An 18,586-nucleotide genomic window follows, 5' to 3' on the forward strand; every position below is an offset into this window, starting at 1 on the left:
TTTCTGCATCTGCAAAAACAAATGTGTTTCTTTTTTTGTTCAATTTTACATAGAAATCATAAAGTAATATTTAACACGAAAAGAATATTTATGAAGTTATTAAAATATGTAACCGTTTTGCTGGTATGCTTATGTGTATTTACAAGTTGTAATAATTTAGAAAAAAAAGAGGATACGGCCAATTTTAAAGAAAGTTATAAAGGAAAGAAACCGAATATTATTTTTCTTTTAACAGATGATTTGGGGTATGGAGAGTTAGGTTCTTTCGGACAAAAAGAAATTAGAACCCCTTTTTTAGATTCTTTGGCTTCTGTAGGAAAACGTTTTACAGATTTTTATGCGGGTACTTCTGTTTGTTCTCCCTCTAGAGCTGTTTTAATGACTGGTTTGCATACAGGACACGTAAATATTCGAGGAAATAAAGGAGATGTAAATGGAAAGTGGGATCGAGTTGCTTTAAAGAAATCAGAAAAAACAATCGGAGAAATGTTGCAAAATACAGGGTATCAAACAGCAATGATTGGTAAGTGGCATTTAGGTGTGCCAGAAGATACTTCTACCTGGGCAAAAGGACGTGGTTTTGATTATGCCGTGCAAGAACAATGGGGAAAAGATGTTAATGGAAGAGAGATTGATGAACGCGTACATTGGGTAAACAACAATCAAGATTCTATTTTTTACAATTATAATAAACACAAATGTTTAGATGAGTTTAGAACAAATTTTGCGTTAGATTATTTAGATAAAAAATCGAATGAGAAACCTTTTTTCTTATACATGTCTTATAGAACACCGCATGCACATGAGTTGTTTTTAAGTGAAACAGATTTGTATGCAGATAGAATAGAAGAGTGGCCAGAAATAGAAAGAAGACATGCAGCTAGAATTACAATGTTAGATGCACAAGTTAAAAGATTGTTCAATAAATTAAAAGCAAGTGGTGAATTAGAAAATACCTTAATTGTTTTTTCTAGTGATAATGGTCCAACAGGTGAAAATCATCATGATTATAAATTCTTTAATAGTTCTGGAGATTTAAAAGGATATAAAAGAGATGTGTATGAAGGCGGAGTAAGAGTGCCAATGTTTGCTTATTGGAAAAATAAAATAGCAGAAGGAACAACAACAAATCATCCAGCAACTTTTTATGATATCATGCCAACATTTGCAGAAGTTGCAGAAACAACATCACCTAATAAAACAGACGGAATTTCTATTTTACCAGAATTATTAGATCAAGGAAATCAACAAAAACATGATTTTCTGTATTTTGAAATTCAAGTAGGAAGAAGTGTAAAAGGGTTTAGACAAGCTACACGTTTTGGAAATTGGAAAGCAGTAAGAATGGGCGATAATTACCACACAGAATTATATGATTTATCCGTAGATTTATATGAAAAGAATGATGTTTCTAAACAACACCCAGAATTGGTGGAAAAAGCAAATGAAATTCTAAAAAGAGAAAGTGTAAAAAATCTACATTTCCCATATTCTGGAGGAGTATTTAAATAACGTAAAAATGTGTAAACGTGTAATTGTTTAACCGAGTCTAGTCAATTACACAGTTAAACTTTTAAACAATTACGCAAATAATAAAATATATGAAATCAATTAAATTAATCACACTAACTACTTGTATTATTCTTACAATATCAGCATGTAAAAAGAATACAGAAAAAGTTGCTCAAGTTGAAGTGAAAAAAGAGCGACCAAATATTATTTGGATCATGGCAGAAGACATGAGTACCGATTTAGAAACGTACGGAATGCCAAATGTAAAAACGCCTCATTTAAACAAAATGGCAAATCAAGGAATTCGTTTTGATAATGCTTTTGTAACCAACCCAATTTGCTCACCAAGTAGGTCTGCGATGATGATTGGTACACATCAAGTAAAGACAAATTCGCACAATCACAGAAGTAACAGGGATGTTCCTTTAGATAGTCAGTTTAAGCCATTCACAAAATTATTAAAAGATGCAGGATACACTACTATTTTGGGTAATCATGCTGTAATGAAAAAAGGTAGAAAAATTGATGTAAACTTTAAACACGATCCAATTGGTAATTGGGATGGAAAAACAGAATTTGGTTTGTTTGATAAGTATGATACTTTCGAAAAGGAAGACCAACCCTTTTTTGCGCAAATTCAGTTGGTAGTTACACACAGAGGAGATTGGTGGGATGAAGTAAGAGAAAAATCGGAACATCCAGTAGATCCAAAAACCTTAACATTACCACCTTATATGGCAGATGATGCTGCAATTCGTTTAGATTGGGCTAAGTATTTAGACCAAATTGAGTACATGGACAATGAAGTGGGAATGATTTTTAAAGAATTGGAAGATAAGGGAATGGCAGACAATACTGTTGTTATTTTTATAGGTGATAATGGTCGTTGTAATATTAGAGGAAAAGGATATTTACAAGATCCAGGATTAAGAATTCCTTTTATTATCTATTACCCAAAACAATTTAAAGGAGGAGAAGTAAGAAAAGATGTAGTTTCTGCAACAGATATAACGGCTTCAATTGTAGATTTTGCAGGAATCGATGTCCCAAACTACATGACAGGGAAACCAATTTTCAATAATAATTTTGATAGAAAATATGTATATGGAGCAAGAGATTTATGGGATGAAATTGAAGAAAAATCAAGAGCTGTAACTTCTGGAGATTGGTCTTATATTAGAAATGACAAACCAGAAGTTCCTTATGATGCAGAACAAGCGTATTTAGAGTTTTATAGACCGGCAGTACATATAATGAGAAAATTGTACAAAGAAGGAAAATTGAATGAAAACCAAAAACCATTTTTTGAGCCTACAAAACCAAACGAAGAATTGTACAATTTAAAAGAAGATCCATTTCAACTACATAATTTAGCTACAAACGAAAAATATAAAGACGTATTAGAAGAATTAAGAGCAGAAACTGTTCAGTTTGATAAAGAAATGACGTTGGTAAGTGACACTTACAATCCGGTTGATGTTCCTGGACAACCTTTTGTAAAATGGTTTCGAAAAGAACACCCAAAAGCGTATCAAGATATGCAAAATGGAGTAGAAGTTGGTTATAAAAAGTATAGCCAGTTGTATAAAAAATCATTAAAAAAATAAGACAAAGAAGTATACTTTCTTACTGAAAAACCTTCGCGAACTTTGCGTTTAAATTAAAACAAAACCTATGAAGATCAATTTTATAAACACATTAAAATATTCATTTTTACTGATCATTGCCATCAGTTTAACTTCTTGTCAAGAAGAAGCTAATTATGAAGCAAAAGTTAATTTTAATAAAGGTTGGCAGTTTACCAAATTAGCTAAAACCACCGATTCAGATGCAGCTTTTAGTCAACCAAATTTCGATGCAACTTCTTGGGAGTCGGTAAGCTTACCACACACAACAAACATAGAACCACAAGTTGTAAATGACCAATGGCAAGGAATTGCATGGTACAGAAAAAGTTTTAACGTTCCTGTAAATCCATCTAAAAAGAAAGTGTTTTTAGAATTGGAAGCAGCCATGAATTTTTCTAAAATTTGGATAAACGGAACTTTAGTTTCAGAACATCATGGAGGTTATTTACCTGTAAAAGTAGATATTACAAACTATGTAGAAAAAGGAAATGATAACGTAATTGCTGTAAGATTAGACAATACAGACAACGATATTACAGGACCAAAACCATTAAAAAGGTTAGATTTTAATATGTATGGTGGTTTGTATAGAAACGCTTGGTTGCATTTTTCTGATAAAGTATATATTTCAGATCCTGTTTTGGCGAATAAAGTTGCTGGAGGTGGCGTTTTTATAACCTATCCAAAAGTTTCTAAAGCGGTTTCTGAAGTTGCTATAAAAACGCATGTAATCAATGAAGAAAAAGAAGCAAAAGAAGTTAAAATTGTTCAAAGTATCTTTTACAATGGGACTTTGGTAAAAGAACAATTAACTGTAAAAAGCATAGGAGCAGAAAATGATGTAGAAGTGCAACAAATATTTACATTAAACGATGCCAAATTATGGTCGCCCAAAGATCCTAATTTATATCAATTAGAAACGAAGATTTTTATTGATGAGAATGAAATTGATGCAGAAATAACAAATTTCGGAATTAGAGTTTTTACGTTTGATAAAGAAAATCAATTAGAAATTAATGGTGTTAAAACATTTTTAAGAGGGGTAAATCGTCATCAAGATTATCCGTTTATAGGATATGCTTTGTCTGATAATGCACAATATAGAGATGCTAAAAAGATTAAAGATGGTGGTTTCGATTATATCAGATTATCACATTACCCGCAATCTCCAGCTTTTTTAGATGCTTGTGACGAATTGGGTATTGTAGTGGTAGATGCCATTATGGGATGGCAATATTATAATGATACCGATGCTTTTAGAGAGTATTGCTACAGATCTGCATCAGAATTAATTAGAAGAGATAGAAACAGACCTTCTGTTTTGGCTTGGGAAGTTTCTTTAAATGAAACTAAAGAAATGACAGTTCCTTTTATGACAGAATTAAATAGAATTACGCATGCAGAATATCCTGGAGAGAATGTGTATTCTTGTGGATGGATGGATGATGTATATGATATTTATTTTCAAGCACGCCAACATAGAATTTTACATCCACATCCTTTAAAAGAGGGGCAGCCATACTCTGTTTCTGAGTATGGAGATTGGGAATATCATTCTAAAAATGCAGGTTTAAATCAAGATAATTTACCAAACTCTATGAGAGCCGAACTAAGTAGTCGTCAATCTAGAGCTAATGGAGAGGAAAGATTGTTAAACATGGCTTTCAATTTACAAGAATCGCATAATGACAATTTACACACGGTAGCATTTTCAGATAGTTATTGGGTAATGTATGATTATAACAGAGGATATCATCCAGATATTGAATATTCTGGTGTAATGGATCTTTTTAGATTGCCAAAATTCGGATATTATTTTTATCAGAGTCAACAAGGTACAGATGCTGCACATATTTTAAAATTAGCTACTTTTTGGAATGAAAAATCGCCTTTAGATGTGAGAGTATTTGCTAATGCAGATGAGGTTCAATTATTTTTGAATGATAAATTAATTGCGATACAAAAACCAGATCAGAATAAAAATACAGACAAATTAAATCACCCTCCATTTACATTTAAAGTATCTTCTTTTGAAGCGGGAACTTTAAAAGCGGTAGGTTTTATTAACGGAAAAAAAGTATCTGAAGATAGTATTACAACTGCTAAAGAGCCAACTAAATTAAAAATTTGGATTGATGAAAGCGGAAAGCAACCACAAGCAGGAGTTAACGATGTGGTGTTTTGTTATATTGCTGCCGTTGATGAAAACGGAACAATTAACACAGATTATTCAGAAGAGATAAACGTTACTTTAACAGGTGATTTAGAAATTATGAATCCAGATGCTATTAAAGCAGAAGCAGGTATTGCAACTGCATTAATAAGAGTAGGAAATTCTTTAAACGGAACTGTTTCTGCGGAAGCAAAAGATTTAAAATCTAACAATTATAGCTTTTAAGGAAAGTATTCTTTTTTAAGTCAATTTACCAAAAACGGAAAAGGTGTTCTTTATAATTTAAAGGATGCCTTTTTTGTTTTATTTTTTTAATTCATCACTTAAAGATTAACTAAACTTTAATTAACGGATAAATTATAATCATAAGAGGGTAATTTTAAATAAAGGGTGTACGTTAATTTTATTTTTCTTTGTAAGATTAAGTTTTAAAGCTTAATTTTTTAAAAAGAATAAAATGATTATAAAAAGAATATTATTCCTTAGTATCCCTCTTTTACTGCTAGCTTGTGGTAATCAAAAGAATGTTACAAAAGATGCCTCTGTTAAATCAGATACTAAAATTTTTCCTTTTTCAGACCTAACAAATACAGGTAATTGGGTTTTAAATACGGATGCTTCTGATGAATTTGAAGATGATACAATAGACGAGGATAAATGGTACATTGTTGGGAAGTTTAAAGACGGGAAACCTTTTTACAAGCATCCAGATTTGCCAAACAAAAAAGTTTGGAAAGGGCGAGCTCCATCTCAATTTTCAGGAAGAAATTACCGTTTAGAAGATGGCAAACTAATTTTAGAAACTCGTTGGGAGCCAGATTTTCCTTTTTCTGATGATGTGCAAAAACCTTGGGGTAAAAAAGAAGGTGAAGTTGCTAAATTCGAAAACTTAACAACAGCTTGTTTTATTGGTCGTAAATTCTTTAAATATGGCTATATGGAAATAAAAAGTAAAGCTGCAGATGCAGAAATTACAAGTGCTTTTTGGGCGATAGGAAATAAAACTGAATTAGATATTTTTGAACAATTTGGAGATCATAGACAACCTGTTAAAGAAGCAAATGGAAAAGACAGAGAGCTTTGGTGGTCTATACACGATTGGTCTAAAGAAGGGAAAGGTAAAAGTGTGTATACAGAGCATTTAGATTATGGTTTTAGAGTAGCAGATGATTTTCATGTATATGGAATTGAATGGAATGAAAACGGACTAAAATTATATGTAGATGGAGTATACAAAACCGGCGCAACAAAAGAACAAGTAGATGCGTATGCTAAAGAAAAAGGCTATCCTAACGGTTGGGTTATGGACGGAGCAATTTCTATTTGGTTAGATCAAGAAACGTTTCCTTGGCACGGAGTTCCAGATAGTAAAGAAGACTTAGAATTAAATAGTCCAGAGGGAGAAAAAGAGGACGGAGTTGTAGACTTCGAAATTGAGTATGTAAGAATTTGGCAAAAAAAATAATAGCAGTAATTAACCATTAACCTTAAATCAATATCATGAAAAAAATCATTTTAATATTATTATTAGTAGTATCATTTTCTGCTACTTATGGGCAAAATAAATTTCAAGAAAGACAAAATAAATACTTTGTAGAAGCAGCAGCGAAAGAATATAATTTAAACGAAGCTCAACAAAAAGAGCTTACAGAATTAAGAACAACAATGGTTGTAGCTTATGGAGAGTCTCAAAAAGAGGCAAAAGCAGGTACAATAACCAAAGAAGAAAAGAAAGCTAAAAACGGTGAAGCTAGTAAAGAATTTAACAATGGTGTTATTAAGTTAACAGGAAAAAATTACAAAGAATTGGCTCCGTTTTTTAAGAGAATGAGAGAAGAATTAAAAGAGGTTAAATAACTTTTTTTAGAACAAAAAAAAGGTTGCTTTCTAATTAATGATAGAAGGCAACCTTTTCTTAGTTTACAGCATCAATTTTATTATTAATAATACCATCAAATGAAAAAAATAGTAACTATTATTTCTGCCTTTTTTTTATTAGCAACAATTAGTTGTACTTCCACTAAAGATAAGAGCAATTCTAAAACAGTAGCAAAAACAACTTCAACTATTGAAACTCCTGCAAGACCAAACATTTTATTTATTTTATGTGATGATTTGGGATATTCAGATGTCGGTTTTAATGGATCTAAAGACATACCAACACCCAATTTAGATGCCTTGGCAAATAACGGAACTATTTTTACTTCTGCTTATGTAGCACATCCTTTTTGTGGACCAAGTAGAGCAGCATTAATGACGGGTAGATATCCACATGAAATTGGAGCTCAATTTAACCTACCTCCAAATAGTGGAGAAACTATTAAGAAAGGAATCTCTTTAGAAGAAACTTTTATTAGTAAAGTGTTAGATGAAGCAGGTTATAATACTGGTGCAATTGGTAAATGGCATTTAGGTTCTAATCCAGAATTTCATCCAAATGTAAGAGGTTTTGATGATTTCTTTGGTTTTTTAGGAGGAGGACATAATTATTTTCCAGAGCAATATAGAAAAGCGTATGCACAACAAGAAGCTAATGGAAATAAATTAATTTGGGATTATTTACATCCATTAGAGCACAATGGTAAACAAATAAAAGAAACAGAATATTTAACAGATGCCTTTTCTAGAGAAGCGGTTCGTTTTATTACAGATGCTGGTAAAAACGAAGATCCTTTTTTCTTATATCTTGCATACAATGCACCTCATACACCTTTAGAAGCAAAAGAAGAAGATCTTAAGTTGTTTTCTCATATAAAAGATAAAAAAAGAAGAACCTATGCTGCTATGGTGTATGCTGTAGATCGTGGAGTTAAAAGAATTTTACAATCATTAAAAGATTCTAATCAGTTAGAAAATACTTTAATTATCTTTTTAAGTGATAACGGAGGAAAAACGACTTCTGGAGCAACAAATTTTCCTTTAAAAGAAGGAAAAGGAAGTGCTTATGAAGGCGGTTATAGAGTTCCTATGTTTTTCAATTGGCCAAATGTTGTGCCTGCGGGGAATACGTTTAATGCCCCAGTTTCTGCTTTAGATTTTTATCCAACTTTAGCAAAATTAGCAGGAGCAGAAATTCCTACAGGAAAAAAACTAGATGGTAAAAATATTTGGGATAATTTTTTAATGAATAAAGATTCTTATAAAGATGATAATATTTTTGTGATGCGTCACAGAAATGGTTTTAGTGATGTTGGTGTTCGAAAAAATGATTGGAAAGCTGTAAAAGCATACAATCAAAAATGGAAATTGTTCAATATTACAAATGATATTGAAGAGAAAAATGATGTAAAAAATCAACATCCAGAAATCTTACAAGATTTAGTAAAAGATGCAGAAGATTGGAGTAAATTACATATTCAACCATTTTGGTGGCACAATGTAAAAACGGGTGTTGAATGGAAAAAAGATAATATGCCAAAGTTTGATGAAACTTTTAAATTAGATTAAAGGTTTATTTTGTTTTTTTATCAATGTTTATTGAATTAGTGAGTTAAAAATAGGAATTCAATTTCAAAAAATATTTTATTATATTTGTTAACAATGAAACTCGTATTAAAAAAATCTGATACCCCTGTAAATAAAAAACTAGACATTTATACAAGAGATGTTCCTTGTTTAGATGCTGCGTGGCATTATCATAAAGAATTCGAATTACTGTATATTTCTAAAAGTAACGGAATTCGTTTTGTAGGTGATAGTGTTGCTCCTTTTTTTGCAGGAGATTTAGTTTTGGTTGGGTCTTATCTGCCACATTTGTGGAGGAATGATCCTTCTTATTACGAAGAAGAAAGTACCAAAGAGGTAAAGACTATTGTAACTAAATTTACAGACGATTTTTTAGGAAATGAGATTCTTCAAATGCCAGATTTTTACAACGTAAAAAAAATATTAGAAGAATGTAAGTTTGGTTTGTCTTTTGGAGAAAATGTGAGTAAGTTTTTACATAACGATATTATGTCACTTCCAAGATTGTCATCAACAGAAAAGCACATTAAAATTTTAAGTATTTTACATAAATTATCTTTGGTTGATAAAAAAGATAAAACAGTTTTATCATCCTCAGACATGAGGCAGACAACAACCACTGAAAGTTCTGAGCGTATAGATACGGTTTTAAAATTTATATCAGATAACTATGCTTCTAGTATTAGTTTAGACGATATTTCTAATGTTGCTTGCATGACAACAAATTCTTTTTGTAGGTTTTTTAAAAAAATGACGAATAAATCATTTACCCAGTTTTTAAATGAAATTCGTATTCGAAATGCTTCTAGAATCTTGGTGCAAGAAAATTTACCAGTTTCAGAAATCTGTTATATTGTTGGTTTTAATTCAATTACTAATTTTAATAAACAATTTAAACAGATAATGGGTTCTACTCCAAAGAAGTTTAGAGAAGATATCTAGTCTCTTATTTCTTTTTTATTTAAGTACAATAACAGTTTTCCTTTATTTTATAAAGAGTATATTTTTTATCAATCACAAAATGGTAGCTTATGATAATAAGCTACCATTTGTGGTTAATATTAGCTTAATTCTATGCTAATTTATCATGTATTTTTGGCGTTAAACTAAAATATACATGTATTTAACAAAACTGCATTTTCCGACAACTTTTAAATATAGTGTTGCTTTCATGATGATATCATTATGGGGTTTTACTATAAATGGACAAACATTGCCATTCTCTGATCCTCAAAATACAGGAGATTGGATTTTAAACACTGATATTTCAGACGAATTTGAAGCAGCTACTATAAATGAAGATCAATGGTTAATTCAGGGTAGAAATGGAAAATATCAATCTAATTTTATAGGTAGAGTTCCTGCTCAGTTTTCTACAGATAATGCAATTTTAGAAGACGGAAAGTTGAAAATTCTTACAAAATGGGAACCAGATTATCCATTTACAAAAGATAATAGTGGCAATCAATTAGGTGTGTATAATGGAGTGTCTAAACCAATAACTACTGCGGCTGTAATTAGTAAAAAACAATTTCAATATGGATATATGGAAATTAAATCTAAAGCAGCAAATGCAGAAATAACAAGTGCTTTTTGGACTACAGGTCCAGGACCAGGAAAACCAGGTGGAGCAGCTGAATTAGACATGTTCGAAATGTTTGGAGGTCATAAAACCAACGACGCTTGGAAAAAAAGGTTAAAGCTTAATATTATCAGTTGGGACCCAAATAATGAAATTTTTAAAGAACAAAAAGAACTTGGTAAAATAGGTACAACACATACAAGAAATATACAAGCAGCAAATAATACAGCAGATGATTTTCATGTATATGGTTTTGAGTGGACTGCAGAATATATAAAAGTTTACATTGATGGTGTTTTACATCCAGATGGTACAATTTTAAAATCTGTTTTAACAAAAAACGGAGCAGAACCAGATAGATGGGTAACAGATGTTCCTTCTTGGATTTGGTTTGATTCTGAAACTTTCCCTTGGTTAGGTTTGCCAGATGCTTCAGATTTGCAGACTCCAGCAGAATATCAAATAGAATATATTAGAGTTTGGCAAAAACAAACAGGTAAAATATCTATTATTGGAACTACTGATGCTATTGAAGGAACTACTGATGGAAGTTTTAAAGTAGCATTACCAAACGGCGAGATTGCTACAGAAGATATTAATGTTACCTATTCAGTGGATGGAAGTGCAACGGAAGGAACAGATTATACTACAATACCAAGAACAGTTACTATAGCAAGCGGAACGAATTCATCTGAAATAATTATTGACGCTGTTGAAGACGGAATTGAAGAAGATCCAGAAACAGTTACCATTACTTTACAGTCTTCTAGTTCTAAAACAGTAGATACAACTGTAGTGAGTATTTCTATATCAGATTTTGTTGCATCTACAACGTTAACGGCTGGAGACATTGCAATAGTAGGTTGGAAATCTGTAAGCGGAAAGCTTGCGTTTATGCTTTTAAAAGATATTAGTGCAACAACAAAATTATCAATTTCTAATAGGTCTTGGAGCAATGCTTCTAATGGATTTATAGGAGATTTTACGGTTGATGATATTTGGACTTGGACTGCAGGAAGTGAGTATAAAACTGGAGATATTTTGATGTTAGATTCAGACGGACAAATTAAACAAGTTGTTGGTAATACTGAAGTTGTCGTAGGTACAACTGCTCATGATTATACAGGGAAAGTAGATCAAACAAGTGATGGCGATTTTGATATCTCGGTAAACGGAGAAGGAATCTTGATTTTTCAGGCAGATCCTTTTGCATTACCAACAAACGGAAATTCGACAGCGTGGATAGCGGGTATAAATACTTCTCAAGGTTGGGGAGTTGGTGGAGGGAATTCCTATAGCGAATTACCATTTGCCTTAACAAACGGCATAAATGCAAATAGTGTTGGAGAGAAACACGATTTTGGCGTTTATAAAGGTGCTTTATCTGGCACACCTACGCAATTAAGAGCAAGTATTAATAATGCAAGTAATTGGATTTTCTCTGAAGATACAACCTACAATTTGTGGTCATTCAATAAAACGATTAATGATACTGCAGGAGATATTGGTATTGCTGGTACTTTGCTTGTATCAACGCAATCTAAAGGTCAATTTACTATTTTTCCTAACCCAGCAAATGAGGAACTTTCTATTAATTTTGGAGAGGCACAACAGACTTTAGAAATAGAGATTTTTGCGGCCTTAGGGAAATCAGTAAAAAAAGTAAAGGAAAGTAATGTTCTTAACTCTAAGTTAAGTGTTTCTAACCTATCATCAGGAACCTACATTCTATCAATTATATCAGAAAATACGAAACAAACTAAAAGAATCATTATTAAATAGAAACTGAAACTATGAAAAACAATTACTTTAAATATTATATATTCTTTTTTACAATCCTAATTTCGGGGAGTAACTATGCGCAAACGCAAGGAACAAAACCAAACATCATAGTAATTTTAGCGGATGATTTAGGCTATGGAGATGTAGGTTTTAACAGAGATGGAAGTTTTCCTGAAGACAGAGGAGTGATTCCAACACCCAATATAGATGCTTTGGCAAATAACGGAGTTGTTTTAAAAAATGCACACGTTGCCCATCCATTTTGTGGACCAAGTAGGGTTGCCATCTTAACAGGTATGATGCCTCACAGAATTGGCGCACAATATAATTTACCTAATGATATTACATCTACTTTAGGTGTGCCCACTAATGAAACTTATTTTTCTACAGTACTTAAAACTGCTAATTACAACACAGCTGCTTTTGGTAAATGGCATTTAGGTTTTAAAGATGGAGCTTATCAGCCTTTAGATAGAGGATTTGATTATTTCTTTGGTTTCTTAGGAGGTGGAAAAAATTACTTCGAAAGTGTTTATGAAGATGGTTTTTATAACAGATTAGGAGGTAGCAATCCTGTTACAAACGAATATCAAGATCCAATTTGGAGAGATAGAGGTTATGTTGCAGAAAGTGAATTTAGTGATGCTGAAAATGAAGATTACTTAACAGATTTGCTTACAGATGAAGCAATTCAGTATCAAAATAGTGTGAGTGGTTCTACAGAACCGTATTTTATGTATTTATCTTACAATGCACCACACACTCCTTTACAAGCTCCGGCCGCAGAAGAATCTCAGTTTAAATTAGACAATCCTAATTTTGAAAGCTTAATTAGAAATAGTCCATACATTACAGAATCTAACCCTGTAAATAAGGAATCTGATCCTGTTAAGAAAGCAGAATTGATAGAAAAGTTTGTGCAAGCTCGTATTACCTATGCTACAATGGTAACCAATATGGATACCAATATAGGAAAACTTGTTACAGAACTTAAAAAAGACATGACTAAATTTAACAATACGGTTATTATATTTTTAAGTGATAATGGTGGTTATACACACAGTAAAGGTGCTGTAAACTGGCCCTTAGATGCAGGAAAAGGAAGTGTAAAAGAAGGTGGACATAAAGTACCAATGTTTGTGCATTGGCCAGATAAAATTACAGGTGGTGCTACGTATAATCATCAAATTAGCTCTTTAGATTTGTATCCAACTTTAGTTGGTTTAGCAGGAGCAACTGTACCTACAGAAAAAACTATTGATGGGGTAGATTTTATGGATAAGTTAATTGCAGGACAAGATGCAAGACCAGATGATGGTATATTGTTGATGAGACCACAAAATGGGTTCCATAATGGCGGAATTGCTTATGACAAATGGAAAATTGTAAAAACAGCAAATGGTGGTCAGTGGAATTTATTTGACATTTCTACAGATCCGGGAGAAGAAACTAACGTTAGAAATAGCGAGCCAAATGGAGATGAAATTGTGCAAACTATTTTAGACAATGCAATTGCAAAAGTGGTTGATTTTAAAGATGTAAAACCTGCCTGGTATGATAATGATAATGAAGACGTAGATGGAGATGGAGTAGGAGACGGTCATGTACATAGTTTTCTTTGGGAAGACGGAACTTTACCTGGTTATGACAGACTTTTTGAAACTCCATTATTAAAACTAGAAGGAGAATTGAGTGAAATTACAATAGCTAAAACTACAGATGCTATAGAAGGAGGAGTAAATGGTGTTTTTACAATTAGTTTACCAGAAGGGGTAAATGCTACCGAAAATATAGACATTACGTATACTGTAAGTGGCGTTGCAACTGACGGTACAGACTACACATCATTATCTGGAACAACTACTATTTCTAATGGAACAAACGCTGCTCAAATAATTATTGATGCTGCAGAAGATGGATTAGAAGAAATAAGTGAAACGGTTATTATTACATTAACAGCAACAACTTTTGGTAGTATAAAGAATGCAACTGCAGAAATTAATATTTTTGATGTTATTGCGTCTACAACTTTAACTGCAGGAGATATTGCAATTGTAGGTTGGAAATCTGGTAAAGGGAAATTGGCATTTATGCTTTTAAAAGACATTAGCGCAACAACCAAGCTATCTATTTCTAATAGAACTTGGAACAATGCTTCAAATGAATTTACAGGAGATTATAGCGTAGATGATATTTGGACTTGGGCTGCAGGTGCAGCTTTTAATACAGGAGATCTTTTTATTTTAGATGATGATGGCCTGGTTAAACATGTAGTAAATAATGCAGAAGAGGTGGTAGGTACAACTACTCATGATTATACAGGGAAAGTTGCGGAAGCAAGTGATGGAGATTTCGATTTTTCTGTAAATGGAGAAGGTATCTTAATTTTTCAAGCAGATCCATTTGCGCTTCCAGCGGATGCAAATTCAACTGTATGGATAACAGGAATAAATACTGCTCTAGGATGGGGTAACGGAGGCGGAAACTCTGCTTGTGAATTACCAACAGCTTTAACCAATGGAGTAAATGCTAATACTGTAGGTAAAAAACATGATTTCGGAGTTTATACAGGTGCTTTATCGGGTACGTCATCGCAATTAAGAGCAAGTATTAATAATGTTAATAACTGGTCGTTTTCTGAAGATACAGCATACAACTTGTGGAGTTTTGATAAAACCTCTAGCAATACTTCAGGTAATATTGGTACAGCAGGTACTTTAAGTACGACAGATCAACTTTTAAAAAAATTAAGTATTTTTCCAAATCCTTCTGGCAATTTTTTAAACGTAAATTATAGCGGAACTTTAAGTGAATTAGAAGTCGAGATTTTTACAGCGTCTGGTAAGTCGGTTAAAAAAGTAAAAGAAACCAATGCAAATAACCCAAGAATAGATGTTTCTAATTTATCGTCTGGAATCTATATTATAAAAATTAAAACAGACGAAAACCTTCTCATTAAAAAGATCATTAAATTATAATTAAGAGATTTTTTTTTCAACTAAGGACTCGCAATATTTATTGCGAGTTTTTTTGTAAATAAACCTTGTATCAACTTGTAGTTGTAAAAATAAAACAAGTTTTTATGTGGTTAATTTAACATATAATTAAGGTAAATTAGTGTCAACAAGAGGTAAGATTCATAAAAATAAGGTGGTTTATTTTTTGGAAATTTGAATAATGAATTGATTTTTTATCAAATTCATAATTTATAATAATTCAAAAAACCAAATAATTATGAGAAAAAAACTATTTTTTGATAATGGTTCTTATCTATCCTTAATACAACAATTTAGGGTAATCGGGCTATTACAAATTTGTTTAATCACCTTTCCAATGTTTGCCAACGCAAGTTCATTTGAAATTAGTGAAAACAATGTAAATGACGTAACGTTTCAGCAAAACATTACTGGAACAGTTTCAGACGAAAGCGGACCAATACCAGGAGTGAGTGTTCAGGTAAAAGGAAGTTCTAAAGGTACTGTAACCGATTTTGATGGTAATTATTCTTTATCAGTAGAGGATGCAAATGCTATTTTAATATTTTCTTACATAGGTTATAAAACACAAGAAGTACCTGCAAATGGTAAGGCTACTTTAGATATAACTTTAGTTGCAGATGTGGCAAATTTAGATGAAGTAGTTATTGTTGGTTATACCTCTAAAAAACGAGGAGAATTAACAGGTTCTGTAAGTACTTTAAAAGCTGCAGATATAGAAAATACTTCTAATAGAGAGGTTGCTAAATCTCTTTCGGGTAAAGTAACGGGTGTAATTATATCAGATAGAGGTGGTTATCCTGGTTCAGATGGAGATGTTTCTTTATTGATTAGAGGACAATCTACATTAAACAACAACGCACCTTTAATTTTAATTGATGGTGTACAAACTGGTATTGGTACATTTAATCAATTAGCACCACAAGACATTGCTAATTTAAGTGTTTTAAAAGATGGAGCAGCAGCTATTTATGGTAATAGAGCAGCAAATGGTGTAATTATAGTAACTACAAAAAGAGGAACGTCTGGTAAGCCAAAAGTAAAATTATCTACCTCTTATAGTGTTTCTTCATTTTCAGCATTTCCAGACTTAATGTCTTCAGAACAATATGCAATTTATGAAAATGAAATTGCAGAAAGAAAAGGATTAGCATTACCTAATTCACAAGCAGATATAGATAAATATGCAGCAGGGAATGATCTGCTAAATTACCCAAATACAAACTGGGCAGATTTAACATTTGCAAAAACAGCTCCAGAAACTAGAAATTCTATTTCTATTTCAGGTGGAAGTGAAAATGTAAAATATTTTGTAAGTGGAGATTTAATGAGTAGAGAAGGGATGTTTGCTTCTGGAGATTTAGATTTTAATCAGAGTCAATTGCGTTCTAATTTAGATATTAAATTAACAGACGATATCAAATTAAGTGTAGATGTATCAGGTCGTTTTTCAGAAAACAACCAACCTGGTGTAAATGCAGGTTTTATTTACAAGCACATATATGCAAACTTACCTACAGAAGTAGGTGTGTATCCAAACGGTTTACCTGCTTGGGGAGGAGAAAATGGAGCAAATCCATTAGTTATGTCTAGCAATCAATCTGGTTTTACAAAACAAAATAATAACGATTTAAGAGGTCGTTTTGCCATCGATTGGAAATTAGATAAAATAACTAAAGGCTTAAGTTTTAATAGTTATGTAGGGGTTAGAAAAATGAATTACGATCAGAAGTCATTTTATACTCCATGGACAATCTATAAACTAGACCAAACTAGTGGAGACTATAACCCAGAAACAGGTTTTTCTCAAGACGGACAACAAAATATATTAAGAGATACTTTTTGGAAATTTGAAGAAACGTTATTCAATGCTACTATTAGATATAGTACTACTATAAATGATGTACACTCTTTAAATGGTTTTATAGGATATGAGCAACAGACATCAGAAACCAATAGTTTTTTTGGACAGAGTGGTAATCTACCATCAACAGACCTTCCTTATTTATTTGCAGGAGATCCGAGCAATCAACTTACAAACGGATCTGCAAGTGAAGATGCTTCTTTAAGTTATCTAGGTTCTTTGTCTTATGATTATGATAAAAAATATTTTATAGACGCAACTTTACGTAGAGATGGTTCTAGTAGATTTAGTTCAGACAATAGATTTGGTACTTTTTATAGTGTTGGAGGTTCTTGGGCTATAGGAAAAGAAAAATTTTTAGAAAATGTTTCTTGGTTAAACGCTCTTAATTTAAGAAGTAGTTATGCCGTAATGGGAAATGATAGAATAGGGGGGTTCCAATACTTATCTCAATATTCTTATGGAGGAGATTTTAGTAATAATAATACCAATGTAAGACCAAATTATTATGCTTTTGGAGAAAATGGAGTAGTTGCAAATGGTTATAGAACTGGTGTTGCGCCAAACCCTAATGTAACTTGGGAAACTGCTATTATGAAAAACTTTGCCGTAACATTTCAAATGTTTGACAGCAGATTGTCTGGAGAAGTAAATTATTTTTATCAAAACAGAAAAGATATTTTAGTAGACAATGGTGGTGAAGTTCCAGAATTTACAGGAGTACAATTACCAGATGAAAATTTAGGACAAGTAGATAGTTATGGTGTAGAGGTTACTTTAGGTTGGGCAGATAAAATAGGAGAAGTAGGTTATAACCTAGGTTTTAATTTAACGCAAGCTAAAAATGAAGTAATTTATTTACCACAACCAGTAAACACTCCAGCTGCTTTAAGACAAGAAGGGATGCCAATTGGTTCTTATGTCGTAGCGCCAACAGCAGGAATTTTTAGAGATCAGGCACAAGTAGATGCAACTGCTGTTAAAAAAGCAGGAACGGTAGAAGGTGAACCAATTTATTTAGATACCAATGAAGATGGTAAAATAGATGATGGAGATTTTATTAGAATAAGTAGTTCTAACGTACCAGAAATACAATACGGTATTACGGGTGGGGTAAATTATAAAGATTTTAGTTTAAGTTTTTTATTACAAGGACAGGCAAAAGCAAAAGCATTGGTGTTTTTCGACCAAGACGGAGGTAAACCTAGTCATGTTTTTAATGACAGATGGACGCCAGACAATAGAGATGCAAGATACCCAAGAGCTTTTGGTTTAAATGATGAATACAGTAGTATTCAAAACGGACAACCAGATAATTTTATTGGTGCAGATTTGTGGTTACATGATGCTTCTTTTTTAAGATTAAAAGAAGTGGAATTAGCATATACAATAACAAAAGAAAAAGCAAAGTTTGCAGACATTAGAGTCTTTGCAAGAGGTTTTAACCTGTTAACAATGTTTTCAGATATTGAAAAGTTAGGTTTAGATCCAGAAGCTGCTGGGTATAATAACTTTAGAGGATCTACATATCCTTCTTTAACGATGTACACAGTTGGTTTAAATTTTACTTTTTAATATAAAAAT

Annotated in this window: 10 protein-coding genes; all 10 read left to right on the forward strand. The window is 32.1% G+C overall.

Features of this window, described 5'->3' with window-relative positions:
- The first annotated feature begins 90 nt into the window (after window positions 1-90).
- The 10 genes from WHD08_RS16865 to WHD08_RS16910 all read left to right on the forward strand — a co-directional run bounded on the left by WHD08_RS16865 (window position 91) and on the right by WHD08_RS16910 (window position 18,577).
- Window positions 91-1,512 (forward strand): sulfatase-like hydrolase/transferase, encoded by a 1,422-nt coding sequence (locus WHD08_RS16865; protein ID WP_208889964.1) that lies wholly within the window; start codon window positions 91-93, stop codon window positions 1,510-1,512.
- 89 nt (window positions 1,513-1,601) lie between these two features.
- Window positions 1,602-3,119 (forward strand): sulfatase family protein, encoded by a 1,518-nt coding sequence (locus WHD08_RS16870; protein ID WP_208889963.1) that lies wholly within the window; start codon window positions 1,602-1,604, stop codon window positions 3,117-3,119.
- A gap of 67 nt (window positions 3,120-3,186) precedes the next feature.
- Entirely contained in the window at window positions 3,187-5,538 is a 2,352-nt protein-coding gene (locus WHD08_RS16875; protein ID WP_208889962.1) for a glycoside hydrolase family 2 TIM barrel-domain containing protein, read from the forward strand.
- A 232-nt stretch (window positions 5,539-5,770) separates the two neighbouring features.
- Window positions 5,771-6,778 (forward strand): family 16 glycosylhydrolase, encoded by a 1,008-nt coding sequence (locus tag WHD08_RS16880; RefSeq protein WP_208889961.1) that lies wholly within the window; start codon window positions 5,771-5,773, stop codon window positions 6,776-6,778.
- 35 nt (window positions 6,779-6,813) lie between these two features.
- Window positions 6,814-7,170, forward strand: coding sequence for a hypothetical protein (locus WHD08_RS16885; protein WP_165732661.1), 357 nt, complete (start codon window positions 6,814-6,816; stop codon window positions 7,168-7,170).
- A gap of 99 nt (window positions 7,171-7,269) precedes the next feature.
- Window positions 7,270-8,760: a sulfatase-like hydrolase/transferase gene (locus WHD08_RS16890; RefSeq protein ID WP_165732662.1), complete on the forward strand. Its 1,491-nt coding sequence runs from the start codon at window positions 7,270-7,272 to the stop codon at window positions 8,758-8,760.
- A gap of 93 nt (window positions 8,761-8,853) precedes the next feature.
- Complete coding sequence (locus tag WHD08_RS16895) at window positions 8,854-9,720, forward strand: AraC family transcriptional regulator (protein WP_208889960.1); 867 nt, start codon at window positions 8,854-8,856, stop codon at window positions 9,718-9,720.
- A gap of 229 nt (window positions 9,721-9,949) precedes the next feature.
- A complete protein-coding gene (locus tag WHD08_RS16900) occupies window positions 9,950-12,142 on the forward strand; it encodes a T9SS type A sorting domain-containing protein (RefSeq protein ID WP_208889959.1) in 2,193 nt (730 codons plus the stop codon).
- A gap of 11 nt (window positions 12,143-12,153) precedes the next feature.
- On the forward strand, window positions 12,154-15,120 hold the full coding sequence (locus WHD08_RS16905; RefSeq protein WP_208889958.1) for a sulfatase-like hydrolase/transferase: 2,967 nt from the start codon (window positions 12,154-12,156) through the stop codon (window positions 15,118-15,120).
- 256 nt (window positions 15,121-15,376) lie between these two features.
- Window positions 15,377-18,577 carry a SusC/RagA family TonB-linked outer membrane protein gene (locus tag WHD08_RS16910; protein ID WP_208889957.1) on the forward strand — a complete coding sequence of 1,067 codons (3,201 nt, stop codon included), beginning with the start codon at window positions 15,377-15,379 and terminating at the stop codon, window positions 18,575-18,577.
- The last annotated feature ends 9 nt before the right edge of the window (window positions 18,578-18,586 follow it).

This window comes from Polaribacter sejongensis (assembly GCF_038024065.1).
Lineage (GTDB): Bacteria > Bacteroidota > Bacteroidia > Flavobacteriales > Flavobacteriaceae > Polaribacter > Polaribacter sejongensis.